At 71.7% G+C, this 26,338-nt stretch carries 25 protein-coding genes and 2 tRNA genes; 11 read left to right on the forward strand and 16 right to left on the reverse strand.

Translation table 11 applies throughout. From position 1 onward, the window contains the following. Positions 1-482 precede the first annotated feature (482 nt). Positions 483-1,748, reverse strand: a complete 1,266-nt coding sequence (gene tyrS, locus L2K70_RS18270; RefSeq protein ID WP_236404699.1) for a tyrosine--tRNA ligase — start codon at positions 1,746-1,748, stop codon at positions 483-485. Positions 1,749-1,821: 73 nt separating this feature from the next. Here tyrS and L2K70_RS18275 point away from each other — a divergent pair, with 73 nt between their 5' ends. Further along, positions 1,822-3,228, forward strand: a complete 1,407-nt coding sequence (locus L2K70_RS18275; RefSeq protein WP_236404700.1) for a serine/threonine-protein kinase — start codon at positions 1,822-1,824, stop codon at positions 3,226-3,228. Between the two features lie 2 nt (positions 3,229-3,230). Here the strand turns inward: L2K70_RS18275 and L2K70_RS18280 are convergent, their stop codons facing one another. The 3 genes from L2K70_RS18280 to L2K70_RS18290 all read right to left on the reverse strand — a co-directional run bounded on the left by L2K70_RS18280 (position 3,231) and on the right by L2K70_RS18290 (position 5,872). Further along, on the reverse strand, positions 3,231-3,890 hold the full coding sequence (locus L2K70_RS18280; protein ID WP_236404701.1) for a response regulator: 660 nt from the start codon (positions 3,888-3,890) through the stop codon (positions 3,231-3,233). After that, entirely contained in the window at positions 3,887-5,143 is a 1,257-nt protein-coding gene (locus L2K70_RS21815; protein ID WP_236404702.1) for a sensor histidine kinase, read from the reverse strand. The genes L2K70_RS18280 and L2K70_RS21815 overlap by 4 nt, the downstream gene beginning before the upstream one ends. 75 nt (positions 5,144-5,218) lie before the next feature. Beyond that, positions 5,219-5,872: a hypothetical protein gene (locus L2K70_RS18290; RefSeq protein WP_236404703.1), complete on the reverse strand. Its 654-nt coding sequence runs from the start codon at positions 5,870-5,872 to the stop codon at positions 5,219-5,221. A 157-nt stretch (positions 5,873-6,029) separates the two neighbouring features. Between L2K70_RS18290 and L2K70_RS18295 the strand changes: the two genes are divergently transcribed. Beyond that, positions 6,030-7,502 (forward strand): serine/threonine-protein kinase, encoded by a 1,473-nt coding sequence (locus L2K70_RS18295; RefSeq protein ID WP_236404705.1) that lies wholly within the window; start codon positions 6,030-6,032, stop codon positions 7,500-7,502. A gap of 24 nt (positions 7,503-7,526) precedes the next feature. Here L2K70_RS18295 and L2K70_RS18300 read toward each other — a convergent pair. After that, positions 7,527-7,600, reverse strand: a tRNA-Ile gene (locus L2K70_RS18300). Between the two features lie 284 nt (positions 7,601-7,884). On the opposite strand from L2K70_RS18300, the gene L2K70_RS18305 reads away from it, so the two are divergent. From L2K70_RS18305 to L2K70_RS18315, 3 genes are all read left to right on the forward strand, one after another. After that, positions 7,885-8,523, forward strand: coding sequence for a hypothetical protein (locus L2K70_RS18305; protein WP_236404707.1), 639 nt, complete (start codon positions 7,885-7,887; stop codon positions 8,521-8,523). A 151-nt stretch (positions 8,524-8,674) separates the two neighbouring features. Next, positions 8,675-10,135, forward strand: coding sequence for a DUF1800 domain-containing protein (locus tag L2K70_RS18310; RefSeq protein ID WP_236404710.1), 1,461 nt, complete (start codon positions 8,675-8,677; stop codon positions 10,133-10,135). A gap of 1 nt (position 10,136) precedes the next feature. Continuing rightward, positions 10,137-11,432 (forward strand): DUF1501 domain-containing protein, encoded by a 1,296-nt coding sequence (locus L2K70_RS18315; protein WP_236404711.1) that lies wholly within the window; start codon positions 10,137-10,139, stop codon positions 11,430-11,432. 37 nt (positions 11,433-11,469) lie between these two features. On the opposite strand, the gene L2K70_RS18320 is transcribed toward L2K70_RS18315, so the two are convergent. After that, positions 11,470-12,672 carry a sulfite oxidase gene (locus tag L2K70_RS18320; protein ID WP_236404713.1) on the reverse strand — a complete coding sequence of 401 codons (1,203 nt, stop codon included), beginning with the start codon at positions 12,670-12,672 and terminating at the stop codon, positions 11,470-11,472. Between the two features lie 67 nt (positions 12,673-12,739). On the opposite strand from L2K70_RS18320, the gene L2K70_RS18325 reads away from it, so the two are divergent. Continuing rightward, the gene (locus tag L2K70_RS18325) at positions 12,740-13,495 is read left to right on the forward strand and encodes a PIG-L deacetylase family protein (protein ID WP_236404715.1); all 756 of its coding nucleotides are present in this window, start codon (positions 12,740-12,742) and stop codon (positions 13,493-13,495) included. Between the two features lie 7 nt (positions 13,496-13,502). On the opposite strand, the gene L2K70_RS18330 is transcribed toward L2K70_RS18325, so the two are convergent. The 4 genes from L2K70_RS18330 to dnaG all read right to left on the reverse strand — a co-directional run bounded on the left by L2K70_RS18330 (position 13,503) and on the right by dnaG (position 16,987). After that, positions 13,503-14,306, reverse strand: coding sequence for a hypothetical protein (locus L2K70_RS18330; protein ID WP_236404716.1), 804 nt, complete (start codon positions 14,304-14,306; stop codon positions 13,503-13,505). Positions 14,307-14,448: 142 nt separating this feature from the next. Next, a tRNA-Asn gene (locus L2K70_RS18335) sits at positions 14,449-14,521 on the reverse strand. Positions 14,522-14,573: 52 nt separating this feature from the next. Further along, a complete protein-coding gene (locus L2K70_RS18340) occupies positions 14,574-15,086 on the reverse strand; it encodes a hypothetical protein (protein WP_236404718.1) in 513 nt (170 codons plus the stop codon). Next, entirely contained in the window at positions 15,083-16,987 is a 1,905-nt protein-coding gene (dnaG, locus tag L2K70_RS18345; RefSeq protein WP_236404720.1) for a DNA primase, read from the reverse strand. The genes L2K70_RS18340 and dnaG overlap by 4 nt, the downstream gene beginning before the upstream one ends. Before the next feature lie 129 nt (positions 16,988-17,116). Here dnaG and L2K70_RS18350 point away from each other — a divergent pair, with 129 nt between their 5' ends. Genes L2K70_RS18350 through L2K70_RS18360 form a run of 3 tightly spaced genes read left to right on the forward strand, consistent with a single transcriptional unit; the run spans position 17,117 to position 18,163 of the window. After that, positions 17,117-17,524: a phage holin family protein gene (locus L2K70_RS18350; protein WP_236404722.1), complete on the forward strand. Its 408-nt coding sequence runs from the start codon at positions 17,117-17,119 to the stop codon at positions 17,522-17,524. Continuing rightward, a complete protein-coding gene (locus L2K70_RS18355; RefSeq protein ID WP_236404723.1) occupies positions 17,517-17,786 on the forward strand; it encodes a DUF3618 domain-containing protein in 270 nt (89 codons plus the stop codon). The genes L2K70_RS18350 and L2K70_RS18355 overlap by 8 nt, the downstream gene beginning before the upstream one ends. 44 nt (positions 17,787-17,830) lie before the next feature. Beyond that, entirely contained in the window at positions 17,831-18,163 is a 333-nt protein-coding gene (locus L2K70_RS18360; RefSeq protein ID WP_236404724.1) for a YtxH domain-containing protein, read from the forward strand. Positions 18,164-18,200: 37 nt separating this feature from the next. Here the strand turns inward: L2K70_RS18360 and L2K70_RS18365 are convergent, their stop codons facing one another. The 6 genes from L2K70_RS18365 to L2K70_RS18390 all read right to left on the reverse strand — a co-directional run bounded on the left by L2K70_RS18365 (position 18,201) and on the right by L2K70_RS18390 (position 24,451). Then, positions 18,201-19,472 (reverse strand): deoxyguanosinetriphosphate triphosphohydrolase, encoded by a 1,272-nt coding sequence (locus tag L2K70_RS18365; RefSeq protein WP_236404725.1) that lies wholly within the window; start codon positions 19,470-19,472, stop codon positions 18,201-18,203. A 49-nt stretch (positions 19,473-19,521) separates the two neighbouring features. Further along, positions 19,522-20,367 carry a VldE C-terminal domain-containing protein gene (locus L2K70_RS18370; RefSeq protein ID WP_236404726.1) on the reverse strand — a complete coding sequence of 282 codons (846 nt, stop codon included), beginning with the start codon at positions 20,365-20,367 and terminating at the stop codon, positions 19,522-19,524. Positions 20,368-20,666: 299 nt separating this feature from the next. Beyond that, complete coding sequence (gene dusB, locus L2K70_RS18375) at positions 20,667-21,836, reverse strand: tRNA dihydrouridine synthase DusB (protein WP_236404727.1); 1,170 nt, start codon at positions 21,834-21,836, stop codon at positions 20,667-20,669. Between the two features lie 36 nt (positions 21,837-21,872). Further along, the gene (locus L2K70_RS18380; protein WP_236404728.1) at positions 21,873-22,511 is read right to left on the reverse strand and encodes a hypothetical protein; all 639 of its coding nucleotides are present in this window, start codon (positions 22,509-22,511) and stop codon (positions 21,873-21,875) included. A 138-nt stretch (positions 22,512-22,649) separates the two neighbouring features. Continuing rightward, a complete protein-coding gene (locus L2K70_RS18385) occupies positions 22,650-24,050 on the reverse strand; it encodes a glycine--tRNA ligase (RefSeq protein ID WP_236404729.1) in 1,401 nt (466 codons plus the stop codon). Between the two features lie 59 nt (positions 24,051-24,109). Further along, entirely contained in the window at positions 24,110-24,451 is a 342-nt protein-coding gene (locus L2K70_RS18390) for an antibiotic biosynthesis monooxygenase family protein (protein ID WP_236404731.1), read from the reverse strand. 131 nt (positions 24,452-24,582) lie between these two features. Between L2K70_RS18390 and L2K70_RS18395 the strand changes: the two genes are divergently transcribed. Both L2K70_RS18395 and L2K70_RS18400 read left to right on the forward strand, forming a co-directional pair. After that, on the forward strand, positions 24,583-25,524 hold the full coding sequence (locus L2K70_RS18395) for a metal ABC transporter substrate-binding protein (protein WP_236404733.1): 942 nt from the start codon (positions 24,583-24,585) through the stop codon (positions 25,522-25,524). After that, positions 25,521-26,336: a metal ABC transporter ATP-binding protein gene (locus L2K70_RS18400; protein ID WP_236404734.1), complete on the forward strand. Its 816-nt coding sequence runs from the start codon at positions 25,521-25,523 to the stop codon at positions 26,334-26,336. Before L2K70_RS18395 ends, L2K70_RS18400 begins: the two co-directional genes overlap by 4 nt. Positions 26,337-26,338 lie beyond the last annotated feature (2 nt).

The following is a 26,338-nucleotide window of genomic DNA, read 5'->3' on the forward strand; positions in this document are numbered from 1 at the left end:
AAAGAAATCCGCGACCACCCCACCCCAACCCCACAAAAGAGGCCAAGACAAGACAGTCAACGGGGCAAAACAAACTAATTCGTCGACTAATCAAACACACTGTTGAGTTCTCAAGGATCAGACGCACTCACATCGCGATCCGGTGAGGATCTCGGTTGCGTGAGGCAACTGGTAAAACCTAGCGAGCGACTTTCTGACGTGGCAAATCCTCGCCTGTTTCGCTCTGACCCGGTGGTGTCACCGTGACCGATGACCGCTTCGGGTTGTCCTGCCCGGGGCCGGGAACCCGACCTGACCGGTCTTGTTCCCCGCCGCTCCCTGGCGACGAAGAGAACAGTATGCGTACTCATGACATCGCGCAAATCGAGACGGTGTGACCGCGGGCACATCCGCGTTTTCGCAGGTCAGAGGCCTGCTGTGACGCATGGGGCGCGTGGTGTGGCGTGTCGACGCCCCGTTCCACGCGCTCCCGGACCGCTGCCTCAGACCGCCTCGACGCCGGCGAAGTTCTTCTTGCCGCGGCGCAGGACCAGCCACGACCCGCCCACCAGGTCGGCCTCGGTCGGACGCAGCTCGGGGTCCTCGACCCGCACGTTGTTGAGGTAGGCCCCGCCCTCCGCGACCGTACGGCGCGCGTCGCTCCGGCTCTTCACCAGCCCGGCGGTGACGAGGAGGTCGAGGATGCCGGGCAGCTCGCCTGCGGGGACCGTCGTACCTCCGGCCTCCCGCAACGCGGCGGAGAGCGTGTCGGGCTTGATCGAACCGAGGTCTCCCCCGCCGAACAACGCCGCCGCCGCTGCCTTGGCCTGCTCGACCTCGTGCTCCCCGTGGACCAGCGCGGTCACCTCGTCAGCCAGCCGCTTCTGGCCCGCGCGCAGGAAGGGCTTCTCGGCCGTCTGCTCCTCGAGGTCCTCGATCTCCTCGCGCGGGAGGAAGGTGAAGATGCGCAGCAGCTCACCGACCTTCTCGTCCTCGACGTTGAGCCAGAACTGGTGGAAGGCGTAGGGCGACATCATCGAGCCGTCCAGCCAGAGGGCGCCGCCCTCGGTCTTGCCGTACTTGGTGCCGTCGCTCTTGGTGATCAACGGGGTGGCGAACGCGTAGACGCTCTCCCCCGTCACCCGCCGCACGAGCTCGGCGCCGCCGGTGATGTTGCCCCACTGGTCCGAGCCGCCGAACTGCAGCGACACGCCATGCTCCCGGAACAGGTTGAGGTAGTCCATGGACTGGAGCAGCACGTAGGAGAACTCGGTGTAGCTGATGCCGGACTCCAACCGACGCTTCACGGTGTCGCGCGCGAGCATCCGGTTGACCGGGAAGTGCTTGCCGATGTCGCGCAGGAAGTCGATCGTCGACAGGGACGCGGTCCAGTCGTAGTTGTTGACCGTCGAGGCGGCGTTGTCACCCTCGAAGCTCACGAAGCGCGAGACCTGCTCGCGCACCCGCTCGGTCCACTCCTTCACCGTGTCGAGCGAGTTCAACGTGCGCTCGCCCGAGTCGCGCGGGTCGCCGATCATCCCCGTGGCGCCGCCGACGAGGATGTAGGGCGTGTGACCCGCCTCCTGGAGCCGGCGCGCGGTCACCAGCTGGACGAGGTTGCCCATGTGCAGGCTCGGTGCTGTCGGGTCGAAACCCACATAGAACTTGACGCTCCCCTCGCCCAGCGCCGCGCGGAGCGCGTCGCGGTCGGTGGAGTGGGCGATGAGGCCGCGCCACTCCAGCTCGTCGAGGACATTCGGGGTCGTCACGTGGATTCCTTCGGGTGGAGTCGGGTTGGTGGTCGGCCACTAGCCTAGGGCGAGCAGTCAGGAGGGACGGCACGTGATCGCAGGCAGGTACAGGCTCGAGCGGGAGATCGGTCGCGGGGGCTCCGGGACCGTCCACCTCGCGCACGACGACGTCCTCGGCCGGCAGGTGGCCATCAAGCGCATCGGGACGATGCCGGGCTCCGACGACGTCGAGCTCGAGCGGGCCGAGCGGGAGGCCCGGCTCGCCGCCGCGCTCAACCACCCCCACGTGGTGTCGGTGTTCGACCTCGTCGACGAGGCCGACGCCCGCTGGCTGGTCATGGAGTACGTCGACGGCGAGACGCTCAGCGAGCGCGTGCGCCGTTCGGGGCCGATCCCCGCTGACGAGGCGGCCGCTCTCCTCGGCCAGACCGCCGACGCGCTGGTCGAGGCCCATGCCGCCGGGATCGTCCACCGCGACGTGAAGCCGAGCAACATCCTCATCTCCGCCGCCGGTGCCAAGCTCAACGACTTCGGCATCGCCCGCTCGGAGAACGACCCCTCGCTCACGCAGACCGGTCTCGTGACCGGGTCGCCGGCCTACCTGGCACCCGAGGTCGCCAGCGGGTCGTCGGCGACCGCTGCCAGCGACGTGTGGTCGCTCGGCGGGACGCTCTACCACGCGGTCACCGGCAGCCCGCCGTACGACGTCGGGGACAACCTGATCGGCGCGCTCTACAAGATCGTCCACGAGGACCCGCCGCGACTGGCCGACGACCACCCGATGGCCGGCCTGCTCGCGGTGATGATGACCCACGACCCGGACGAGCGGTGGTCGATGCAGCGCGTGCGGGACGACCTCGCCCGGATCGCGCGCGGCCAGCGCTCGACCGCGGCCGTCCCGGCGGCGAGGACACCCGCTCCTGCCGCCGCCGAGCCGACCGGCGTGCTGCCGCCCGTCCGACCTGCACCGCTCCCGCGCGCCGCGCGCCGGCGACGGCACCACTGGGGTCTCATCGCCGCAGCAGCCGTCGCGGCGGTCGCCGCGATCGTCGCGGCCTACGTCCTGGCGGGACGCGGCACTCCCGAGGCCGCGCCGGACGACTCCGCGCGGACCTCCCCGGCCAGCAGTGCCAGCACCAACGACTCCCCCGACGACAACCCCAGCGACAGCCCGGCCCAGCCGACGGCCGAGGAGCAGCGCCGGCAGATGGACGAGTTCATCACGAGCTACCTCGCCACGGTGACGACCGACCCCGAGGCGGCCTTCGACCAGCTGACTCCCGAGTTCCAGGACAAGAGCGGCGGCTACGGCGACTACATCGGCTGGTGGAGCCAGGTGGAGTCGGCCCGGCTCGACAGCGTCTCGAGCAACCCGTCCGACGGGACCGTCGACTACACCGTCAGCTACCGGATGAAGACGGGGCGCACCAACACCGACCGGGTGCGGCTCCAGCTCCAGCGCAGCGGCGACCGGTACCTGATCGCCGGCGAGGCCTGACGTCAGTCGCCGCGAGCGTCCAGGCCGTTGCGCTGCACCCACAGCGCGGCCTGGGTGCGGTCGGCGACGCCGATCCGCTGGTAGGCCGACGTCAGGTGGGCCTTCACGGTGCGCTCGGTGATGCCGAGCCGACCGGCGATCTGCTTGTTGAGCAGCCCCTCGACCACGAGGCGGAGCACCTCCGCCTCCCGGGGCGACAGCGCGGCAGTGTCCGCCGTCGCCGTGACGTCGCCCGGGCGCGCCGCCCGGGACAGCAGCCGTCGAGCCGCCCGGGGATCGAGCGGTGACTCGCCGCGCGCGACCGCGCGGATGCCGTCGAGGAGGGCCTCCGGTTCGGCGTCCTTGAGCAGGTAGCCCACCGCCCCGGCCTCGATGGCGGCGTCGATCCGCGCATGGTCGGAGAACGACGTCAGCACCAGCACCTCCGTGCCGAGCTGCTCATCCACGATCGCGCGCGTTGCGGCGACCCCGTCGACCACCGGCATCTGGAGGTCCATCACGGCGACGTCGGGACGGTGCTCGCGGACCAGCTCCACGGCCTCGCTCCCGTCCTTGGCGAGCCCGACGACCTCGAGGTCGTCGGTCGACTCGAGCAGGCCGGCCAGCCCACGTCGTACGACGGCGTGGTCGTCGGCGAGGACGACGCGGATCGTCGTGGTCATGACAGCGGGACCTCCACCCTGACGATCGTGCCCGACCCGGGCGTCGACTCCACCTCCATCGTGCCGCCGTGCTCGCGCACGAGGCTCTCCGCCGCCCTCAGGCCGAAGCCGGCGTCGTCGGACCGTTCGGACGGCGTGAAGCCCACGCCGTCGTCGACGACCTCGAGCACGAGGTGGTCCTCCTCGCGTCGGACGGTCAGTGACATCCGGCGGGCCCGGGCGTGCCGTGCCACGTTGCGCACGGCCTCCTGGGCCAGCCGCCACACCAGCGCGACGGCCGCCGCGGACGCGTCCTCGTCCCCGCTCACGTCCGCGTCGACCCGTACGCCGGCTCCCGACAGAGGGGCGACCAGGTCCTGCACGGCGGCGGCGAGACCGGCGGTGTGCAGGTCGGGCGGGTAGATCTCGACCAGCAGCGAGCGCAGGGCACGCATGCTGATGCGCAGCGAGCGACCGACCTCGTCGAGGTCGCTGGACATCGGCTCGCTGCTCCGGGTGGCGAGGGTCGACAGCGCCATCGACGAGCCCGCGAGGTCCTGCACCACCCCGTCGTGGAGGTCGCGCGCGATCCGGAGCCGCTCGGCGTCGGACGCCCGGACGGCCGCCTCGAGCAGTCGCTCGCGCTCGCGCGACGACCGCGACAGCCGGCGCGTGAGCAGCAGCATCAGCGGAGTCGTCAGGAGGACCAGCGCGGCCAGCGCGCCGATGGTGATCGGCAGGAAGCGGTCGAGGATCGCCGAGCGCTGCTGGCTCAGCTCGTCGGCGGTGAAGTAGGCCTCGAAGAGCAGCGGCTCGTCCTCGGGTGACCAGACCCGCGTGTAGACCTCGAGGAGGTCGCCGCCGAGAGCGCGCTCGTAGCGGTTCTCGGGCCGGCCCAGGTCCGAGAGCTCGGCGTCCGTGCCGCCGTCCTCGATGACCTCGAGCTCGTCGTCACCGAGCGGGTAGACCGCGCCGATCAGCTCGGTGCGGTCGCTGTAGAGGATGGTGCCGTCGGCGCCCCAGATCTTGATGCGGCGTACGTCGCCCACGAGCAGGCGGTCCAGCACGGTGCGGTCGAGCCGGTCGATGGCCGCGGCGTCGCCGGAGACCAGCCCTTCGGGGATCGCCGGCTGGGCCACGGACCTGCCGAGCACCTGGGTGATGGCGCGGGCATCGGCCACCGCCTCCTCGTCGGCCGCCTGGCGGCTGAGGGCTCCGGTGACGAGGACGACGACCACGAGCGTGACGAATCCCGCGGCGAGGAACTGCGCCACGGGATTCGTCAGCCAACGCATGGGACCTCGGGATCGAGCGGGGATCAGGTGGGCCCGACCGCAGATCGAGCCGGGTCAGTAGTTGACCACACCCCGGCACACCTGCCCGTCGCGGACGGCGCGGAAGGCGATCGCGTCCGCGCCCGCCAGGTCGACGATGCGGCGCTCGACGTCGAAGGAGCCGCTGCGGCCCGCCGTCGTACCGGTCCCGCGGTCGCTGACGGAGCCGTTGTGGCGCAGCGTCCACCGCCACTGCTGGCCCGCGACGTTGCTGTCGATCTCGCCCTCGACCTCGAGCCGGCCGCCGTCGGTCTTGACCTTGAGCTTCCAGTCGGCGCTGCCGCTGCAGCCGCCGGTGCGGATCACCCGGTCGTCGCCTCCCCCGCCGGAGCGCGTACCGCCGTTGTCGTCGGTGCTGTCGTTAGTGCTGTCGTTAGTGCTGTCGTCGGTGCTGCCGTGGGTGCCGTCGTCGTCGCTGCCGCCGGTGCGGGTGCCGCCGTTGTCGTCGGTGCTGTCGTGCGTGCCGTCGTCGTCGCTGCCGCCCGTGCGACCGCCGTTGTCGTCACCGGCCGGGTCGTCGTCGCCGTGGCTGCGCAGGGAGAGCGACCCGACGTGTGCCGAGGCGGCCGGGCTGCTCGCGGCGAGCGCGCCGACGGAGAGGGTGGCGAGGGCGGCGCCGACGGCGATCGCGCGGCCGAGGCCGGTGGTGGCGTTCTTGATGGTGGTCATGGATCCTCCTGGGTAGGTGGCTCCAGCCTTCCTGCGGACCGTGGACCCGACGAGATGTCCGATGGTGCTAGTACCCCCCGATGTCCGGTCCGAACGGGTGTGAGCGGCGACCTGCGGCGCCGTTAACGTGAAGGGCGGTCCAGCGAAAGGGGCACGCGTGATCGCAGGCAGGTACACCCTCGACGGGGAGATCGGGCGCGGGGGCGCCGGCATCGTGCACCTCGCGCACGACGAGGTGCTCGGACGGACGGTCGCGATCAAGAGGATCGGCCTGCTGCCCGGCACGACCGACCAGGACGTCGAGCGTGCGGAGCGGGAGGCGCGGATCGCCGCCGGGCTGACGCATCCCCACGTGGTCTCGATCCTCGACCTGGTCAAGGACGTCGACTGCTACTGGCTCGTGATGGAGCACGTCCGCGGCCGGACCCTCTCCGAGATCGTCGCCGCGGAGGGACCGATGGGCGTCGAGAGGGCGGCCGGGATCCTCGCCCAGGCGGCCGACGGCCTGGTCCAGGTCCACCGCGCCGGGATCGTCCACCGCGACGTGAAGCCCAGCAACGTCCTCGTGAGCGACGACGACCACGCGAAGCTCGGCGACTTCGGCATCGCCCGCAGCGCAGGTGACGCGGCACTGACGGTGACCGGCGAGGTCACCGGCTCGCCGGCCTACCTCGCCCCCGAGGTGGCGTCCGGCTCGCCCGCGAGCGCCGCCAGCGACGTGTGGTCGCTCGGAGCCTCGCTCCACCACGCCGTCGTCGGGCGGGCGCCGTACGACGTCGGCCACAACATCATGGGTGGGCTCTACCGGATCGTGCACGACGAGCCACCCCGCCTGCCGGACGGGCACCCCATGGCCGAGCTGCTGGCCCGCACGATGGTCAAGGACCCCGGCCGGCGGTGGTCGGCCGAGCGCGTCCGGGACGAGCTGCGGCACATCGCTCGAGGGACGCCGTCGCCCGCCTCGGTCGACGCCACCCGCACCACCAGGATGACGGCCGTGCCCGCCGAGCCGGCACCGGCCGCCGCTCCTCGTGCGGCACGACCCACCGCTCCGCCCCACCCGGCGCGCGACGACGACGTACGGCGCGGGCGCGGGCCGTGGGGCTGGATCGCAGCGGTCCTCGTCCTCGCGGTGCTGGCCGGCCTCGGCACCTGGCTCGTCCGCTCCGGTGACGACGAGCGCCCGGGCGCCGGGACCGGACGGTCCGCGAGCCCGGATCCGTCGGACGAGCCGACAGGTGACCCGTCCGAGCCGACGGGAAGTCCGTCCTCCGAGCCATCGTCCGAGCCCAGCTCCGAGTCGACGCCGACGCCGGCGTCGGGCGGAACCCGCGCCGAGGTGCGGACCTTCCTGCAGGACTACTTCTCCCTCGTGACGTCGGACCCGGAGTCGGCGTACGACATGCTCACACCCGAGTTCCAGGACGCCAGCGGGGGCTACGGGCGTTACTCCGGCTTCTGGGGCACGATCAGCTCCGCGCGGCCGCATGACATCGCCGTCGACCCGGCGACCCTCACCACGACGTACACCATCGACTACGTGACCACCGCAGGACGCAGCACCAGCCAGCAGGGCCGGCTGCAGCTCCAGCGCGACGGGGACGGCTACCTGATCGCCGGCGAGGGCTGAGCCTCCGGCGGACGACACGTCGCGTAGGGCGGGTGGGGCTCGAACCCACGACCCAAGGATTATGAGTCCTCTGCTCTGACCGACTGAGCTACCGCCCCTCGAGCGGCACCCTATCCGTGCCGCCGACCGCAGAGCCCATCCGCACCGGCGTCGCGGCGGCTGTGACGCAGCCCACTGCCTACGGGCGTTCTAGGGGTGCTGACGCTCCGGTCCAGACGTCCAGACATCTGTTTCCCCCAAAACCCGGTCAACTCTTGAACCGGCCTGCATGGTTCTCGGCCGCCGCAGCGGGTTCCCTGAACCTAGCGCCCGTGAGGTGCGCTGTCAGCGGGGCCGATTTGGGGTCGGTCCCGATCTTGCTAGATCACTGTGGGGAATTGCTATGACCATTCGCGAACGCCGCGATCTGCCCATCGTCGACCGTGTCGGCGGGACTGTCGTCTCCCGGCGCACCGTCACCCGGGGACTTGCCTGGACCACGCCGGCCGTGGCCGTCGCCGCTGCCGCGCCGGCCTTCGCCGTCTCTGCAGGAACCGTCACCTTCACGCCGCTCGGCGTCGCCTGCAAGCTGCCCGGCGCGTCGTGCCAGAAGAGCACCGGTGTCACCAAGGGCTACGTCGTGCGCGTCCGGGTGTGCTCGACCTTCGACTACCCGGTGACCATCACCGTCCGGGACGCGTCGGTCAGCCTCGGCGGCGCCCCGGACCAGCTGTTCCAGGTCGGTCTCGGCGATGCCAGCGAGAGCTGCGCCTTCGTCACCACGGGCACCGTTTCGGATCCTCAGGCGGGCGAGCAGGACGACGTCACCCTCACGTTCAGCCAGGCCGGCTGCTGCGTGGTGGACTTCGCGCTGCAGGGTGAGCCGAACAGCGACAACACCACCATCAGCGGTACGGCTCCCTACACCTACGTCGTGCCCGGGCACGAGGGCGAGACCAACGGCACCGGCGGTGGCACGTTCGCGCTCACGGCCTCGTCGACGCCGCCGTGCGACAAGTGCCAGCCCCCGGCTGCTCCCTGAGCCGGACCATCTTCACCGCGTGAGAGCGCCGGTTCGGCCGTCCAGGCCGGTCCGGCGCTCCTGCGCGCCCACTCTCGTTCCGTGACCCGATAACCCCTCCACGCATGCCCCGCTCGTGGGACAGTGGCCCCCTCGGGAGGGAAGGAACATCGTGGGCAGGGACCGTGGGAGAGACCGTGCTGCGCTGCTGACGCCGTCGCAGCGCCACCTCGTCACGCGCTTCAGCTACGGCATCGACGCCGCGCTGGCAGACGACGTACGACGTGCCGGCGGCGCGCAGGCGTGGTTCGAGAAGCAGCTCACCAAGCCGGGTGCGTTCCCGGACCGCGGTGCCGACGAGGTACGGCGCTGGTGGCCGGACCTCGACCGGAAGCCGGCCGAGCTCTGGAAGCGCCAGGTCGACGAGGTCCGCGGCGGCTGGCAGGTCATGGAGGACTACGGCCGCTGGCTGCTCGTCCGCCGGATCCGCACCCGGCGCCCGGTGCTGGAGAAGATGACCGAGTTCTGGGAGGGCATGCTGCACGTGCCCGTCAGTGGCGACGCCCACTTCACGTGGCGCGCCGACTACGGCGCGACGATCCGGCGCCACGCCCTCGGCCGCTTCGACCAGATGTTGGCCGAGACGACGACGCACCCGGCGATGCTGATCTTCCTGTCGGCCGCGACGTCGACCAAGCGCGCCCCCAACGAGAACCTCGGACGCGAGCTGCTCGAGCTCCACACGCTGGGTGCGGGCAACTACAGCGAGGACGACGTGAAGGCCTCGGCCCGGATCCTCACCGGGTGGCACGTGGACCTCTGGGAGACATGGGCCGCGTCCTACGTCAAGGAGGACCACTGGACCGGCACCGTGAAGGTGAAGGGGTTCAGCGACAAGAACCGCAAGGGTGACGGCCGGGAGCTGACCGGGGACTACCTGCGCTACCTCGCCCACCACCCACTGACCGCCCGCCACATCGCGGAGCGGCTCGCCACCAAGTTCGTCCGTGACGACCCGCCGTCGTCGCTGGTCGACCGGCTCGCGAAGGTCTACCTCAAGAACGACACCGAGATCGTCCCCGTGCTGCGGGCGCTGGCGGCGAGCAAGGAGTTCCGGCGTTGTGCCGGCCAGAAGCTGCGCGATCCCAGCGAGGACGTCGTGGCGACCTACCGCGCGCTCGGCGTCGAGGTCGGCCGCCCCCGCCACGACGACTCCGGTGCGATCGCGATGCTGTGGCAGGCGTCCGGGCTGGGCCTGTCCCCGCACGCCTGGCCGCGTCCGGACGGCACGCCCGTGCGCAACGACATCTGGGCCTCACCGTCCCGCGCGCTCGGCTCGATGAGCATGCACTGGGGCATGGCGGGTGGCTGGTGGCCGACGGTCGACCTGCGCTACCGCAAGCCGTCGGCGTGGGTGCCGGCGAAGAAGCCGATCAGGTTCGCCGACCTCGTCGACGCGGTCAGCCGCGACCTGCTCCACCGCCCCGCGTCGAAGAACCTCCTCGAGACCGCGTGCCTGGCCACGGGCTGCCGGCCCAAGGAGAAGATCGACCGCGAGCATGGCCTCTACCAGTGGGGCTTCGCGCGGCTGCTGGCCGCCGTCCTCGACTCCCCCGACCACCTGGCGTGCTGAGATGACTGACACCTCCCCCACCTCCGACCCGATCCGCTCCTGCGGGTGCCCCGACTACGACGAGGCGCGGCTGGCCCTCAGCCGGCGCGCGCTCCTCGGCACCGCCCTCGCCGGCGGCGCCCTCGCCCTCGGCCCCGGCCTGACGCGCTCCGGACCGCAGGCGTACGCCGTCACCGGCCGCACCACGAACCGGCTGTCCTCGCCCCTCGGGTCGGTCCTGGTCCTGCTGTCGCTCCGTGGTGCCGCCGACGGGCTGTCGCTCGTCGTGCCGCACGGCGACCCGGCCTACTACGCGGCGCGCCCGCGCATCGGCGTACCCCACACCTCCCTGCTCGCGCCGGACGCGATGTTCGGTCTGCACCCGGCCCTGGCGCCGCTGCTGCCGATGTGGAACGCGGGGACGCTGGCCGCCGTGCACGCCACCGGCATGGCGACCCCGAACCGGTCGCACTTCGCCGCGATGGAGGCCATCGAGGACGCCGCGCCCGGATCGAGCGAGCGCAACGGCTGGCTCAACCGGCTGCTCGGCGACCTGCCCGGCACGTCACCGCTGCAGGGCACCGCGATGGGCAACCAGGTGCCCACGTCCCTGTTCGGCGTGAACCCCGCGTTCGTGGTCAACGGCGTGGACCGCGCCGAGGTGGCCGGTGCCGACGACGACGGCCGACGGGTGCAGTCGCTGCAGCACGCGTGGAAGGGCAGCAGCCCGATGAGCCGCGCGATGCGCGACGCGATCGCCGGGTCGCAGACCTTCAGCGCCGCACGCGACCTGCCCGCGAGCGAGTCGGCGGCCACGCCCTACCCCGACACGCAGCTCGGCAACGCCCTCTCCGACGTCTCGCGGATCGTCCGCTCGGGCGTCGGCGCCGAGGTGGTGACCGTCGACCAGGGTGACTGGGACATGCACACCGACCTCGGCACCGTCGAGTGGGGCGACCTGCGTCGCAACGCCGCCGACCTCGCCGGATCGATTGCCGCCTTCTTCGCCGACCTCGGTCCGTTCGCCGACCGGGTGACGCTCGTGACGCTGAGCGAGTTCGGCCGCCGGGTCAAGGAGAACGACAACTACGGCACCGACCACGGCTTCGGCAACGTCATGTTCGTCGCGGGTGCCGGGGTCCGGGGTGGTCGCTACTACGGGTCATGGCCCGGCCTGACCGACTCCCTCGACGCCGACGTGCTCGTCACGACCGACTACCGCAGCGTGCTCAGCGAGGTCGTCACCCGCCGGTTCGGGGTCTCGACGGCACAGGTCTTCCCGGGCTTCGCGCCGACCCCCGTCGGCGTCATGGCCTGATCCCGGCCCGAGCCTGGCCTGATCCCGGCCCGAGCCGTCAGGCGACCTGCACCGGGTGCCGTACGACGGCGTCGAAGAAGTAGCCCTGGGTGTTGTACGCCGCCTCGAGCGGCTGCGTGCGGCCCTGCTCGTCGGTCGCCCGGGCGAGCAGCTCGTGGCGTCCCGGACGCGGGTTGCCCCACCGCACGGACCACTGCGTCCAGCCCTGGTCCTCGCGGCCCCGGCGGTCCAGGACGGCGAGGCGCCACGACCCACCGCCGTCGAGGCTGACGCTGACCCTGCTGATCCGGCCCGCGCCGCTCCACGATCGGCCGGTGAGGGTGACCGGACGGGCCGGCAGCACCTGGTCCCTCGCCAGCTCCCACGCGGAGCGCACCGGGTTGACCGTGAGCGGCGGCGAGTCGGCGGGCCACTGCGGGCCGGTCATCCGGTAGAAGGTCGTGTTCCACGGCGACGTCAGCTGCGTCCTCGACACCTCCAGCGAGCCCAGCCACTTGATGCTCGCGATGCCGACCCAGCCCGGCAGCACCAGGCGCAGCGGGTAGCCGTGGTCGGGCAGCAGGTCCTCGCCGTTCATCCCCCACGCGAGCAGCGCGTCGTCCAGCGCCTTCTCCACGGGGAACGGCCGGCGCACGCGCCCGTAGTTGGTCCCGCCGGACACGAAGTCGTCATCGAGGCCGGTGGCCTGGATCGAGACGGCGTCGGGCGCGATCCCGACGGCGGCGAGCACGTCACGCAGCCGGACGCCGCTCCACCGGACCGTGCCGACGGCGCCGAGCGTCCAGGCCGTACCGGACACCGACTGACCCTGCTGTGTGGTGAAGAAGCTGCGGCCGTTGCCGGTGCACTCGACGACGGCGGTCAGGTCGGTGTGGGGCAGGCGCTGGAGGTCGGCAAAGGACAGGGTGAGCGCCTCGGCCCCGGAGCGCGGCGTGGCCAGCCCGTCGCCGTACACCCGCAGGGCATAGGTGGAGCGGTCGATCGTCGGCGTCCGGGAGTGGTTGCGCACGAACAGCCGTGATTGCGGCGTCAGGTAGGCCTTCGGGTCCACCGAGCTCCACAGCATCTCGGCGTTGGTGCCGAAGTCCTTGAAGAGGTTCGCCGGCGTCGGCTTGAGGATCGCGGGGTAGGCACCGGCGGCGAGCGACGCGCGCCAGACAGAGGCCGGAAGGAGGGCCGCGCCTCCGACGACGGCTGCGGAGGCGAGGAAGCCACGACGGGTGGGCGCGTAGGACGTCATGATCGGGACCTTATACGAGTAATTGGACCATTTCACTACACAACGCTCGGGCTGCCATGCTCGGGGCATGACGGACGACCGCCCCACTCCCCCCACCTTCGAGGCCCTTCCCGAGGACTGGGAGACCGCGTTGTTCGTGGTCGCCCACCCCGACGACATCGAGTACGGCGGGGCGGCGGCGGTGGCGCGCTGGACCGGTCAGGGCAAGCGTGTCGTCTACTGCATGGTGACCAGCGGGGAGGCCGGGATCGACGGCCTGCACCCAGACGAGAGCGGCCCGCTGCGCGAGGGCGAGGAGATCGCCTCGGCGCGGGCCGTCGGCGTCGACGAGGTCGAGTTCCTGCGGCTGCCCGACGGCATCCTGGAGTACGGCGTCGACCTGCGGCGCACCATCGCCGCGGTCGTGCGCACGCACCGCCCGGACATCGTGATGACGGGCAACTTCCGGGACACCTTCGGCGGCACCAACCTCAACCAGGCCGACCACATCGCCGTGGGCCGCGCGGTGCTCGACGCGGTGCGCGACGCGGGCAACCGGTGGATCTTCCCCGAGCAGCTCACCGACGGCCTCGAGCCGTGGGGAGGCGTCCGCGCCGTGTGGGCGGCCGGTTCGCCGCAGGCGGGCCACGCGGTCGACGTCACCGACACGTTCCAGGACGGCGTCGCCTCGCTGAAGGAGCACAAGGCCTACATCGACGGTCTCGGCTGGGAGGGCTGGGACCCCGAGGAGTTCCTCGACGGCATCCTGCGCGGCGGCGGCCAGGGACTGGGCGTCACCCACGCCGCGACGTTCGAGGTGTTCCCGCTCGGGTGGGGGGACTAGGACACCCCTACCGCCCGAAGCGGCGCGCGCGACGCTCCTTGCGCGGCGGTGCCACGCCGCCGAAGCGGGCGCCCACGAGCGGCGCGGGCGCGGGAGCGGGTTCGGGGGCGGCGGCCGGCTGCTCCACCGCGGCCTCGGGCTCGGTCGCCGTACGGACCGACGCGAGGTCGTGGCCGGCGAGGATCGCGCGGATCTCGTCGATCATCGCGACCAGCCCGTCGTCCTCGGCCGGGTCCATCTGTGCGACGAGCGCGTGCCTGCCGAGCGAGGCGCCGACGACGGTGCCGTGCTCGAAGCGCAGCCGCAGGAAGCCCGCGGCGTGCTGGTCCTCCAGCGAACGGAGGATCGCGAGCATCCGGTTGCCGACCTCCTCCAGAGGCGGGAGGCCGTCCCGGTCTCCCTTGGCGGCGATCACCCGTGAGTCCGCCGTGACGACCGAGCACCACTCGACTCCCCCGAGGCTGGAGAGCCGGTCGAGGCAGTGCGCGAGAGCCGCGGAGGTGTCCACGGCGCCGACGACGGTGAACGAGGGGACGGCGCGCTGCGGGAGCGGCGCCACCACGGCGCGGAAGGTGCCCTCCCCCGCGGGTGTCCAGGTGACGCCCACGATGAGCTGGTCGAGCCCGCGAGCCTCGACGAGCCTCAGGTCGCCGCCGCCGACGAGCTCCCCGAGGCGCCGGGCCAGCCGTCCGGTGTAGGGCAGCGCGGCCGCGAGCGCGCCTGACGCGCCGTCGTCCCCGACGACCGACCCGTCGGGACGGACGAGGAACTGGGGCGCGGCGGGCGCGCCGGGGTCGAGGTCCGCGGTCATGGGCCCCACCCTGACGCGGCAGCAGAGCGGACGCGCCTGGTGTTACCCACAGTTCACACGCCGCGCCGAAGCGTTACGTGGGCGAAATGGGGCGGGAAAGAGCGGAAGGGCCCGCGGCATGACGCCTCGGGCCCTTCGGGTGCTCCCCCACCTGGACTCGAACCAGGAACCCTCCGATTAACAGTCGAATGCTCTGCCAATTGAGCTATAGGGGATCGCTTGTGCAGCGGGGCAGAACACTAGCAAGCAGCGCGCGCCCGGGTGAAATCAGGGCAGGCCGACCTCCCCGCGCATCGCCTGCAGGGTCGCCTGCGCGACCTTGCGCACCGCCGGGTCGTCGGGGTCGACGCCTTCGTCGTACTCGTAGACCCACTGCACGCCACCGGCCCCCGACGGTGCCCGGCGCGCGATCACGCGCAGTCCGCGGCGACCCGAGAGCGCGACGTGGCGCTGGAGCACGACGCTCGCGGTGACGCGCTCGCGGACCAGCTCCAGCAGGCGGCCGGGGTCGGCGAGCACGGCCACGTGCACCGGTCGCTGCTCGCCCCACGAGCCGACCTCGGAGAGCCGGAAGGTGTCGGTGTCGCGGTCCCAGTCGGCGGCCTCGACCTGCTCCCACGGCACCCGGCGCGTGTCGTCGTCGGTCCTGACGTAGAACGCGTCGCGCGTGCCGGCGAGGACGGTGCCGTCGGCTGCCTCGGTGACCGCGAGGACCTTCTCCCGGGGACCGACGTCGATGCGCGGAACCGGGCTCCGGCGCCAGCTGACCGGACCCATCATGCCGAGGCCCCGGGCTGGCCCACGGCACCCTCGCGCAGCTTGCGGCGGTGCTGCTCGAGCATCACCAGCTCGCCGAACATCCGGTTGTACTCCAGCGCGTTCTCGACAGGGTTGGTGCGCTGCAGGCGGGCCTTGACGTCGGCGATCCGGCGGGACGTGGTGAGCTCCTGGAGGCGGTAGACGTAGGCGACCGCGAAGGTCGGGGTCGGGTCGGACGTGCCGCGCACGGGCTCGACCCCCAGCTCGGTGATCGCGGCGACCACGGCCGGGTCGCTCGCGCTGCCGCGCACCTTGTTGGCCCAGCCGGGGTCCTCCGCGCCACTGGTCGGTCCCCCGGCAGCGGTCACCGCCTCCCACACGCCTTGGAAGGTCGGGTGCGTGAAGTCGCCGGTCGTGACGTGCGCCGTGGTGCGCCCGACTCCCGCCGGGTGCTGGATGACGAGCTTGAGCATCTCGCGCTCGATGAGGAACCGGGGGTCCGACAGGCTCGGCAGCGCCGGCCGCGGCGGCTCGACGGGCTCCGGGGCCTCGCTCGCCCTCGGCGTACGACGCTCGTCGGGCTGCTTGGCGGGCCGGCTGGCAGCCCGGCGGACCTCGGTGCGGACCTCGTCGACGTCGACGCCGACCATGTGCGCGAGCTCGCGTGAGAACGAGTCCATCTTGGTCTTGTCGCGGATCCCGGCGACCAGCCCCGCGGCGTCGCGGAGGGCGTCGATGCGGCCGTCGGCGCGGTCGAGGTCGTGGCGGGCGAGGATGTTGTCGAGGGCGAAGCGGTAGAGCGGCTGCCGCTTGGCGACCAGCTCACGCACCGCCTCGTCGCCCTCCTTGAGCCGCAGGTCGCACGGGTCCATGCCCTCGGGCGCGACGGCGACGTAGGTCTGCGAGGCGAAGACCTGGTCGGTCTCCAGCACCTTCATCGCCGCCTTCTGGCCGGCCGAGTCGCCGTCGAAGGTGAAGATGACCTCGCCGCTGGTCGTGTCGTGGTCGCCGAGGAAGCGCCGTAGCACGCGGGCGTGGTCGGCGCCGAACGCCGTGCCGCACGACGCCACCGCGGTGCGTACGCCGGCGAGGTGGCAGGCCATCACGTCGGTGTAGCCCTCGACGACGACGGCCTGCTGCGCGTCCTTCATCGCCGTGCGCGCCATGTCGATGCCGTAGAGCACCTGGCTCTTCTTGTAGATCGCGGTCTCTGAGGTGTTGAGGTACTTGGCCTCGATGCGGTCGTCGTCGAAGATCCGGCGGGCCCCGAAGCCGATCGTGTCGCCGTTGGCCTCGCGGATCGGCCAGACCAGGCGGCCGCGGAACCGGTCGTAGTGGGACCTGCCGAGGGCCACCAGCCCGGCGGCGACCGACTCCTCGTCGGTGAAGCGGCGACCGCGCAGGTGGCGGGTCAGCGCCTCGCCGTCGCGCGGGGCGAACCCGACGCCGAACATCTGGGCCGCGGCCTGGTCGAAGCCGCGCTGGTCGAGGAACTGCCGCGCGACCACCGCGTCGGCGGTCCCGAGCTGCTCGGCGTAGAACTCCTGGGCGACCTTGTGTGCCTCGAGCAGCCGCGAGCGCGCCGGACCCCGCGGTCGGACGGGCTCGTCGTCGCCGTCCTCGCGGCGCAGCTGGACGCCGTACTTCTCCGCCAGCCGCTCGACCGTCTCGGTGAACGTCAGCCCGTCGACCTTCATCACGAAGGCGATCACGTCGCCGCCCTCACCGCAACCGAAGCAGTGGAAGAACTGGCGGGACGGGTTGACGTTGAACGACGGCGTCTTCTCGTCGTGGAACGGGCAGAGGCCCTTCAGCGACCCGGCCCCGGCACGCTTGAGCGTGACGTACTGCGACACGACGTCGTCGATCCGCGCCTTCTCGCGCACCTCGGCGATGTCGTCGTCGCGAATCCGGCCTGCCACGCCCGGGAGTCTACGGGCGCGTACCCACCCTCGAGGGGCGGTCTCCACAACGACCGATGTGGGTGGAGTGCACCCTTTCGGGTTGGCGCGGTCTGGTGTGCCTCCACACGCTTTGGCAAGGTCGAGGGCATGACTGCTCAGCAGGGAGCGCCAGAGGGTCAGACCCTCGGCGCGCTCGTCCACCAGCTCTCCCAGCAGATCCCCGAGCTGATCCGCTCGGAGATCCGCCTGGCCCAGGCGGAGGTCGCCGAGAAGGGCAAGCGTGCCGGAGTCGGGATCGGCATGTTCAGCGTCGCCGGTCTGCTCGCCTTCTTCGCGCTGGCCACCTTCGTCACGACCGCCATCCTCGGGCTCGCGAACGTCGTCGACGCCTGGCTCGCGGCGCTCATCGTCGGCCTGGTGCTGCTCGCCGCCGCCGCCGTCGCCGGGCTGGTGGGCAGGAGCAAGGTCGCCGAGGCCACCCCGGCCGCGCCCGAGCGCGCCATCCAGGGCATCAAGGACGACATCGCGACCGTGAAGGGTGCCCACCATGACTGACACGACCGGACCGACCGGCGGGGCGCGCACGCCCGAGCAGATCGAGGCCGAGATCGAGGCCCAGCGCGCCCAGCTCGCCGACACCGTCGACGAGCTCGCCGCCAAGCTGGACGTGAAGTCCCAGGCCAAGGAGAAGGTCGCCTCGCTCAAGGACGCCGCGACGACCGACTCGGGCGCCCCGCGCGCCGAGGTGCTCGCCGCGGCCGGGTCGCTCGTCGCGATGGCCGTGGTGCTGCTGCTCTGGCGTCGGCGCAACCACTGACCACACCCGCTCACCTGCACCACCACACCCCAGGGAGGGAACCCATGAGGAAGCTCAGCCTGCTCATCGCCGGAGGGATCGGCTACGTGCTCGGCACCCGCGCCGGACGCGAGCGCTACGAGCAGATCAAGAAGGCCGCGACCCGCGTCAAGGAGGACCCGCGGGTGCAGGAGAAGGCCTCGCAGGCCGCCGACCTCGCCAAGGAGAAGGCGCCGGTCGTCAAGGACAAGGTCGCCGCCGCCGCGAGCACCGCCGCCGACAAGGTGACCCCGTCGGGCTCCGGGTCGGGCGACCACCGGTCCGACCTCGAGGACCAGCTCAACCCCGAGAGCACCGCGCTCCAGGACAACCCCTACCCCCAGGGCAACCTGCCCTGAGCCGTCCACCGCTGGTCGAGTAGTCGTCCTCGCTCGGCTATTCGACCAGCGCGGCGTGGCGGGCGACGGCGCTGGCGTCGGTCAGGGACGCGACCTGGTCGATGACCACCCGGCGACGGGCGACGTCGTCGGGCGCGTCCTGCCAGTCCTGCACGAAGACCGGGTCGAGGGCGTCGGGGCCGCGGTCCCAGATCGCGTCGACGAGCTCGGCGACCAGGGATCGCTGGCGCTCCATGAGCGAGACCCGGTCGTCGGCCTGCATGACGTAGTGGGCGGCGATGCCCTTGAGCACGCCGATCTCGACCTCGGTGGACTCGGGGACGACGAGGTCGGCGCGGTGCCGCACGAGCGGCCGGCCGTCCGTCGCGGCGAAGGTCGCCTCCTGCACGCTGCCGCAGAAGCGACCGATGAGGTCGCTGGTGAGGTTCTTGATCGCGGCGAGGCTCCGCCTGCTGCCGTCGTACGACGTCCGCGGCCAGGACCCGACCGCCCGTAGGTCGGCGAGCGCCCGGTCGAGCGCGGCGTCGTCGACACCGGGCAGGTACCAGGACCGCACCGTCGCCCACAGGGCGTCGCGGTCGAGGCGGGTCAGGTCGAGCCGGCCGGCGACGATGCCGTCCTCGACGTCGTGCACCGAGTAGGCGACGTCGTCGGCGAGGTCCATGACCTGGGCCTCGAGGCAGCGCCCACGCCCCTCGACGCCCTGCCTGAGCCAGTCGAACACCGGGCGGTCGTCGTCGTAGACGCCGAACTTCACCACCACGCGCGGCGTGCCGTCGGCGTGCACGCCGTGGGGGCCGTCGGCGTCCGAGCGCGGCCAGGGGTACTTCGTGCAGGCGTCGAGGGTCGCGCGGGTGAGGTTGAGCCCGGCCGACCGGCCGTCCGCGTCGAAGGTCTTCGACTCCAGGCGGGTGAGCAGGCGCAGCGTCTGGGCATTGCCCTCGAACCCGCCGCACCCGACGCTCAGCTCGGCCAGCGCCCGCTCGCCGTTGTGGCCGAAGGGCGGGTGGCCGAGGTCGTGCGCGAGCGCCGCCGTCTCGGCGATGTCGGGGTGCGTGCCGAGCGCGCGGGCGAGGTCGCGGGAGATCTGGGCGACCTCGAGGCTGTGGGTGAGCCGGTTGCGGACGAAGTCGTCGGTCTGCGGTCCGACCACCTGGGTCTTCGCGGCGAGCCGGCGCGACGCGGCCGCGTGGACGACGCGCGCCCGGTCGCGCTCGAACGCCAGCCGCACCGGGGCGTCCACGCGCTTGGGCGGCTCGGCGACGGCGCGCTCGCGCGCCGCGTCGTCGTACAGCTCCTCGATGCTCATCGGCCGGTCAGCCTAGCGAGCGCCGGGGACGCCACCGCGGGGAGATCGGTCAGTAGACCGTGACGTGGACGTGGTCGTAGTGGTTGGCCGTCACCGACCCACGGTCCGACATGCCGCGCCAGCCCTCCCCGCTGCGCTCCACCGACCAGATGTGCTGGGAGAAGATGATGTACTCGATGCCCAGGGCCGAGTAGTTGGCGCGCAGGAAGTTGGCCACCGCCCACCCGGTCTCGCCGGTGATCATGATGTCGATCGCCCGACCCTGACCGTGCTCGCCGTCGCCGCGCCACGTGCCGTAGCTGGTGATCTGCGGCCAGTTGGCGCACACGACGTCGTGGATCTCGTAGAGCGCGGCACGGCCGGCCGAGATGACCGACCCGTTGGCGCACGTGCCGCCGAGGCTCGGGCCCTCCGGCTCGGGCTGCGGCTTGTCGGCGCTGAGGTAGTCCGAGCTCACCCAGCGCGACTGGCCGTCGATGACGACCTGCGTGCGACCGAGCTGCTGGCGGCCGGTGACGGTGACCTGCCTGATCGCGCCGATCTCGCCGATCTTGTCGGACTTCTCCGACGGGCCGTCCCAGAGGTTGAGCACGTCGGTGGTCCACATCGACTCGTCGAGCTTCTTGGCGAGGCGGCGCGCCTGCTGGTCGACCGCCATGTCCTTGCGCGCGGCCGACTCGGCCTTCGCGGCGGTGCGGATCGTGGAGCGGGAGACGACATCACCGCGTCGCGCGAGAGCCGACGAGACGTCGTCGGCGCTCGCCTTCGCAGGTCCCGAGATGGACTGCGACCCGGACGCGGCCATCAGGTGGTCATCGGAGGTGGCCGGCTCGGCGGCCAGGACGCCCATGGTCACCGCGGACAGCGTCGCCACGACAGCGAGTGGTGCGGACACCAGCACGGATCGGGGGACGGATCGGGGGAACCGGGACGAGACGGGGGTAGCAGGGGTTTCCCGCTTGTGGCGATGCTGAGCCACAGCGCTGATTCCTTTGCAGTTGCTGACGGGGGGCAGGTGCGTCGATCCACGAGCCAGATCGTTCCCGGGAAGCTCGTGCCCACGTCGACGCGATCATCGAGTAGAGCACACGATTCCGGGCCAGTCCCAAATCTTCACAGCAAAATCACGCGTGTCACCGGTCACCCGCCACGCATTGCCTGCGTACGGCGACAGGTGGCGGCTCTCAGCCCGGATCAGCCGCCCGTGGTCTCGTCGGCGTCCTCCCGCAGCTGGGACCCGCGCCCGTCCGTGTCGTCGAGCCACCCGTCGGGGAGCACCACCTTCTTGCGCGGCGCACCCTGCCGGCCGCGCGGCGTGCCGAGCTCGCGCTCGGGGAACGGAGCATCGTCGTCGAGGCCGTCGAGCAGCACGTCGAGCGCGGCGAGCGAGTCGACGAGGGCCAGCTGGTGGCGCAGCTCGCCGCCGGCGGGGAAGCCCTTGAGGTACCAGGTGATGTGCTTGCGGAACTCCTTGCAGCCGCGCTCCTCCCCCATGTGCTCGGAGAGCAGCTCGGCGTGCCGGCGCATCATCACCTTCACCTCGCCGAGCGTCGGCAGGCCTGGTCTCGAGACAGGACTTCGTCCTTCATCGACCACCGGGGAGGGGCGGAAGGCGGCGGCCAGGTCGCGGAAGAGCCACGGCCGGCCGAGGCAGCCGCGACCCACGACGACACCTGCGACACCGGTCTGCTCGACCATCCGCAGCGCGTCTGCGGCCTCCCAGATGTCCCCGTTGCCGAGCACCGGGATGTCGACGTGCTCGACGAGGGCGGCGATGGCGTCCCAGTCGGCCTCGCCCGAGTAGGCCTGCTGCACGGTGCGGCCGTGGAGGGCGATCGCCGCGACCCCGGTCTCCTGGGCGATCCGGCCCGCGTCGAGGTAGGTCAGGTGGTCGTCGTCGAGGCCCTTGCGGGTCTTCATCGTCACCGGGACGTCGTACGGCGCCGCGGCAGCGACGGCGGACGTGAGGATCTCGCCGAGGAGCCCACGCTTCCACGGCAGCGCTCCCCCGCCGCCCTTGCGGGTCACCTTGGGGACCGGGCAGCCGAAGTTGAGGTCGACGTGGGCCACGCCGAAGTCGGCGCAGAGGATCTCGACGGCCTTGCCGATGTAGACCGGGTCGGTGCCGTAGAGCTGCACCGAGCGGATCGTCTCGAGCTCGTCGAAGACCAGCATCTTGCGGGTGGTCTCGTCGCCCTCGACCAGCCCGCGGCTGGTGATCATCTCGCAGACGTAGAGACCCGCCCCCTGCTCGGCGCACAAACGCCGGTAGGCCGCGTTGGTGATGCCCGCCATCGGCGCCAGCACCACCGGCGTGTCCACCCGGACCGAGCCCAGGGTCAGCGAGGTGGGGAGAGCGGCCATGCCCCCATTGTCGAGCGGGCCGTCGCCGACCTCAAATCACCCGTGCTTCTTCCTGTCCTGCTTCGGCTCGGAGGACTTCCCCTTCTCGGCCGGCCTCGTCACCTCGCCCGACCACGTGATCGGGTCGTAGCCCTCGGTCGGCTCGAAGACCAGGTCGCGGACCCGGCCCCCGTCGGGCACGAGGTAGACCAGGCACATCTCGGCCTCGGCACCGGCGTCGAACGGCGTCGGCAGCGGCCCGCTCTGGCACTCGGAGAAGTCGCCGCCGAGCGTCCACGGCGCGCCCAGGGAACCGGCGTCGTCGCGCAGGTAGATCGGCACCTGCTGACCGCCGAGGTCGGACTCGCCCGCGTTGGCCAGGGTGACCGTCACGAAGTACGGCCGCGCGTCCGGCACCACCTCGCTGACCCACCCATCGAAGACCGACGGCGCCTGCTCGGCCACCGCGTCGACGCTCACGTCCAGCTCGCCGGCCAGGTCGGCCTCGGGCTGCCACACGACGGTGGCCTCCTCGCCGAACCGCAGGTCGGTGCCGGGGTCCGTCCCGGCGACCGGGTCGGCGGCGGTGGTCGCCGCAGGTGCGGGCGAGGCCTCGGGGTCGTCCGGCGCGCACCCCGTGGCGCCCAGCACGAGAGCCGTGACCAGTGGCATCGTGCCGAGGTGGGTGCGCCGCATGGCGACATCGTCACACGCGCTCGCTGCTGCTCGCGCCCCTCGCGTTGGTCGAGGAAGGACGACGTCCTGTCACGAGACCACTCACCTGGTTTCGAGACGGTCGCTGCGCGACCTCCTCGACCAGCGGTGGACCGGCGATCAGCAGCCGACGAGCTTGTCCGCGAACCAGCGGGTGATGCCGTCGAGGCTGACCCGCTCCTGGCTCATCGTGTCGCGCTCGCGGATGGTGACCGCGTCGTCGTCGAGCGTCTCGAAGTCGACGGTCACGCAGTACGGCGTACCGATCTCGTCCTGGCGGCGGTAGCGGCGGCCGATGGCGCCGGAGTCGTCGAACTCGACGTTCCAGTTCTCGCGGAGCTCGGCGGCGAGGGCCTTGGCCTTGGGCGACAGGTCGGCGTTGCGGCTGAGCGGGAGCACCGCCACCTTGACCGGCGCGAGGCGCGGGTCGAGCTTGAGCACGACCCGCTTGTCGACGCCGCCCTTGGTGTTGGGGGCCTCGTCCTCGGTGTAAGCGTCGATGAGGAACGCCATCAGCGAGCGGGTGAGGCCGGCCGCGGGCTCGATGACGTAGGGCAGGTAGCGCTCGTCGGCGGCCTGGTCGTAGTAGGACAGGTCCTTGCCGGAGAACTCGCTGTGCTGGCGCAGGTCGAAGTCGGTGCGGTTGGCGATGCCCTCGAGCTCCTCGAAGTCACGACCCGAGAACCCGAAGCGGTACTCGATGTCGGTCGTGCCCTTGGAGTAGTGCGAGAGCTTCTCCTGCGGGTGCTCGTAGTGGCGCAGGTTGTCGGGGTTGATGCCGAGGTCGACGTACCAGCGGGTGCGCTCCTCGATCCAGTAGCGGAACCACTCGTCGTCCTCGCCGGGCTTGACGAAGAACTCCATCTCCATCTGCTCGAACTCGCGCGTGCGGAAGATGAAGTTGCCGGGGGTGATCTCGTTGCGGAAGCTCTTGCCCATCTGGGCGATGCCGAAGGGCGGCTTCTGGCGGCTCGAGGTCACCACGTTGGCGAAGTTCAGGAAGATGCCCTGGGCGGTCTCGGGGCGCAGGTAGTGCAGGCCGGACTCGTCCTCGATCACGCCGAGGTAGGTCTTCAGCATCATGTTGAAGTTGCGCGGCGGGGTCCACGCGTTGCGGGTGCCGCAGTTGGGGCAGGCGATGGACTCGTTGATGTCGACCGAGTCGGGGTCGTCGATGCCCTTCTTGGCCGCGTAGTCCTCCTGCAGGTGGTCCTCGCGGAACCGCTTGTGGCACGACTGGCACTCGACGAGCGGGTCGCTGAACGTGCTCAGGTGGCCGCTGGCCTCCCAGGTGCGCGTCGGCAGGATGACGCTGGAGTCCAGGCCGACGACGTCGTCGCGGCGGGTGACCATGAACCGCCACCACTGGCGCTTGATGTTCTCCTTGAGCTCCACACCGAGCGGGCCGTAGTCCCACGCGGACTTCGTGCCGCCATAGATCTCACCGCACGGGTAGACGAAACCTCGGCGCTTGGCGAGGGAGACGACGTTGTCCAGGGCGGTCGGGGCGGGCTTGGCCACGGTTCAGGTCCTTTGGTCGGGCCGGCTGGCTGCCGGCTCGGTGCTCGTTGTGCGAGCGGTCAGCCTAACGACCGGGGCTGCGACTCGTTGAGGTCGGTCCCCTCCTCCACGACCTCGTAGGCGCTGGGCTCGTCCACGGCGTGCACCATCAGCGGCTGGATGTGCATCTTGCCCTCGTACGACCCCAGTGCACGGCGGTAGGACCCCACGTTCTCCCAGCGGGTGGTCAGCACCCAGAGGGTCGGGTCGTCGACGTTGCGGCCGACCTCGCCCCCGACGTGGCCGGGCTTGCTCGCGAGGATCTCCAGGGCGTGCAGGAGCCCGCGCCGGAGCTCGGCCTCCGCGGCCGGGTCGGGGCCGCCGGGTCCGGACGGCGTACGCAGGCGGGTCACGACGAGCACGCGCCCACCCTAGGGGCCCCGGGGTTAGTCCAGTGGGTTTCGGTCGTCCTGGAGATCGCGGGACGACCGGAACCCACTGGACCACCCCGCCTGTTTGACAACGGTTCTCAACTGTGGTGAGAATCGTTCTCATGTTGCCCGTCACCCGTCTCGCCCCCCTCGCCGGCGCCGTCGTCGCCTCCGTCCTCCTTGCCGGGTGCGGCGCGATGGGTGGCGACCAGGCCCCGGACGGTCGCCGGGCCGTCGCGTCGTTCTACCCCCTGGCGTGGGTGACCGAGCGGGTGGCGGGCGACGCCTGGACGGTCGACAACCTCACCCAGCCCGGTCAGGAGCCGCACGACCTGGATCTCTCGATCGCCCAGACCGCCGCGCTCGAGGACGCCGGGCTCATCGTCCTCGAGGAGGGCTTCCAGCCCGCCGTCGACGCTGCCGCCGAGGGCTCCGACGCCCCGGTCGTCGACGCCGCCTCGGTACTGGAGCTGCACCCGGCGGAGCACCACGACGACCACTCGGAGGAGGAGTCCGAGGAGGAGCACGCGGACCACGAGCACGGTGACGTGGACCCCCACTTCTGGCTCGACCCGCTGCTGGTGGCCGACTTCGCGGACGCCGTCGCCGACGAGCTCGCCGACGTCGACCCCGACGGCGCGACGACGTACGCCGACAACGCAGCGGCGCTGCGCACCGAGCTCGAGGCCCTCGACCAGGACTTCAGCGACGGCCTCGCGACCTGCGAGCGGACGACGGTCGTCGTCAGCCACGACGCGTTCGGCTACCTGTCGCGCTACGGCCTCGACTTCGAGTCGATCGCCGGCCTCTCCCCCGACGCCGAGCCCACCGCGGCCGACCTGGCCCGCCTCCAGTCGCTCATCACCAGCGACGGCGTGACCACCGTGTTCTCCGAGCGGCTGGTGAGCGCCAAGATGGCCGACACCCTCGCCGGCGACCTCGGCATCACCTCTGCGGTGCTCGACCCGATCGAGGGCCTCTCGGACCAGACCTCCGGTGAGGACTACCTTTCCCTCATGCGCGAGAACCTCACCGCCCTGCAGAAGGCGAACGGCTGCTCGTGACCGCAGCGACGCCACGGGTCTCGCCCGTCACCCTCGACCGGGTCTCCGTCTCCATCGGCGGCCGGCCGATCCTGCGCGACGTCGACCTGGCCGTGCGGGCCGGCGAGATGGTGACCCTGCTGGGTCCCAACGGGTCGGGGAAGTCCACGCTCGTGCGCACCGTCACCGGCTTGCTCCCGCACACCCGCGGCGAGGTCCGGCTCTTCGGCACCCTGCTCGGCGAGTTCGCCGAGTGGCAGCGGCTCGGCTTCGTGCCGCAGCGCTCGACGGCCACCACCGGCGTCCCGTCCACGGTCCGCGAGGTGGTGGCCTCGGGCCGGGTCGGGAGGCGTCGGCTGTTCCGGCCGACCAGCGGCGAGGACCGCCGGGCGGTCGAGGCAGCGCTCGAGGTGGTCGGCCTCGCCGGGCGGTCGTCGTACGGCGTCTCGCAGCTCTCGGGCGGCCAGCAGCAGCGCGTCCTGATCGCGCGGGCGCTCGCGGGCGAGCCCGACCTGCTGGTGCTCGACGAGCCGACGGCCGGCGTCGACCTGCCCAACCAGCAGGCGCTCGCGGACGCCCTCGCCAGCCTCAAGGCGCGCGGCGCGACGATCCTGCTGGTCGCGCACGAGATCGGCCCGATGATGCCGCTCATCGACCGCTCGGTGGTGATGCGCGACGGACGGGTGGCCTACGACGGTCCCCCGCTGTCGCAGGAGGTCGCCTCGCACACCCACCACGCGCACGACCACCCCGACCATCTCGACCACGCGGGCACGCACGACCACGCCCCGCACGTGGCGTCCCCGCTCGACTTCGAGCGACGGAGGAGGTGACG

Source organism: Nocardioides potassii (genome assembly GCF_021648885.1).
Taxonomy (GTDB): Bacteria; Actinomycetota; Actinomycetes; order Propionibacteriales; family Nocardioidaceae; genus Nocardioides; species Nocardioides potassii.

Coding starts and splice junctions, on each gene's coding strand:
- L2K70_RS18325 (WP_236404715.1), top strand. CDS start 12,740: ATGACGGACGACCGCCCCACTCCCCCCACCTTCGAGGCCCTTCCCGAG.
- L2K70_RS18305 (WP_236404707.1), top strand. CDS start 7,885: ATGACCATTCGCGAACGCCGCGATCTGCCCATCGTCGACCGTGTCGGC.
- L2K70_RS18280 (WP_236404701.1), bottom strand. CDS start 3,890: ATGACCACGACGATCCGCGTCGTCCTCGCCGACGACCACGCCGTCGTA.
- L2K70_RS18395 (WP_236404733.1), top strand. CDS start 24,583: ATGTTGCCCGTCACCCGTCTCGCCCCCCTCGCCGGCGCCGTCGTCGCC.
- L2K70_RS18355 (WP_236404723.1), top strand. CDS start 17,517: ATGACTGACACGACCGGACCGACCGGCGGGGCGCGCACGCCCGAGCAG.
- L2K70_RS18330 (WP_236404716.1), bottom strand. CDS start 14,306: ATGACCGCGGACCTCGACCCCGGCGCGCCCGCCGCGCCCCAGTTCCTC.
- L2K70_RS18350 (WP_236404722.1), top strand. CDS start 17,117: ATGACTGCTCAGCAGGGAGCGCCAGAGGGTCAGACCCTCGGCGCGCTC.
- L2K70_RS18360 (WP_236404724.1), top strand. CDS start 17,831: ATGAGGAAGCTCAGCCTGCTCATCGCCGGAGGGATCGGCTACGTGCTC.
- L2K70_RS18315 (WP_236404711.1), top strand. CDS start 10,137: ATGACTGACACCTCCCCCACCTCCGACCCGATCCGCTCCTGCGGGTGC.
- L2K70_RS18320 (WP_236404713.1), bottom strand. CDS start 12,672: ATGACGTCCTACGCGCCCACCCGTCGTGGCTTCCTCGCCTCCGCAGCC.
- dusB (WP_236404727.1), bottom strand. CDS start 21,836: ATGGCCGCTCTCCCCACCTCGCTGACCCTGGGCTCGGTCCGGGTGGAC.
- L2K70_RS18290 (WP_236404703.1), bottom strand. CDS start 5,872: ATGACCACCATCAAGAACGCCACCACCGGCCTCGGCCGCGCGATCGCC.
- L2K70_RS18380 (WP_236404728.1), bottom strand. CDS start 22,511: ATGCGGCGCACCCACCTCGGCACGATGCCACTGGTCACGGCTCTCGTG.
- L2K70_RS18365 (WP_236404725.1), bottom strand. CDS start 19,472: ATGAGCATCGAGGAGCTGTACGACGACGCGGCGCGCGAGCGCGCCGTC.
- L2K70_RS18340 (WP_236404718.1), bottom strand. CDS start 15,086: ATGATGGGTCCGGTCAGCTGGCGCCGGAGCCCGGTTCCGCGCATCGAC.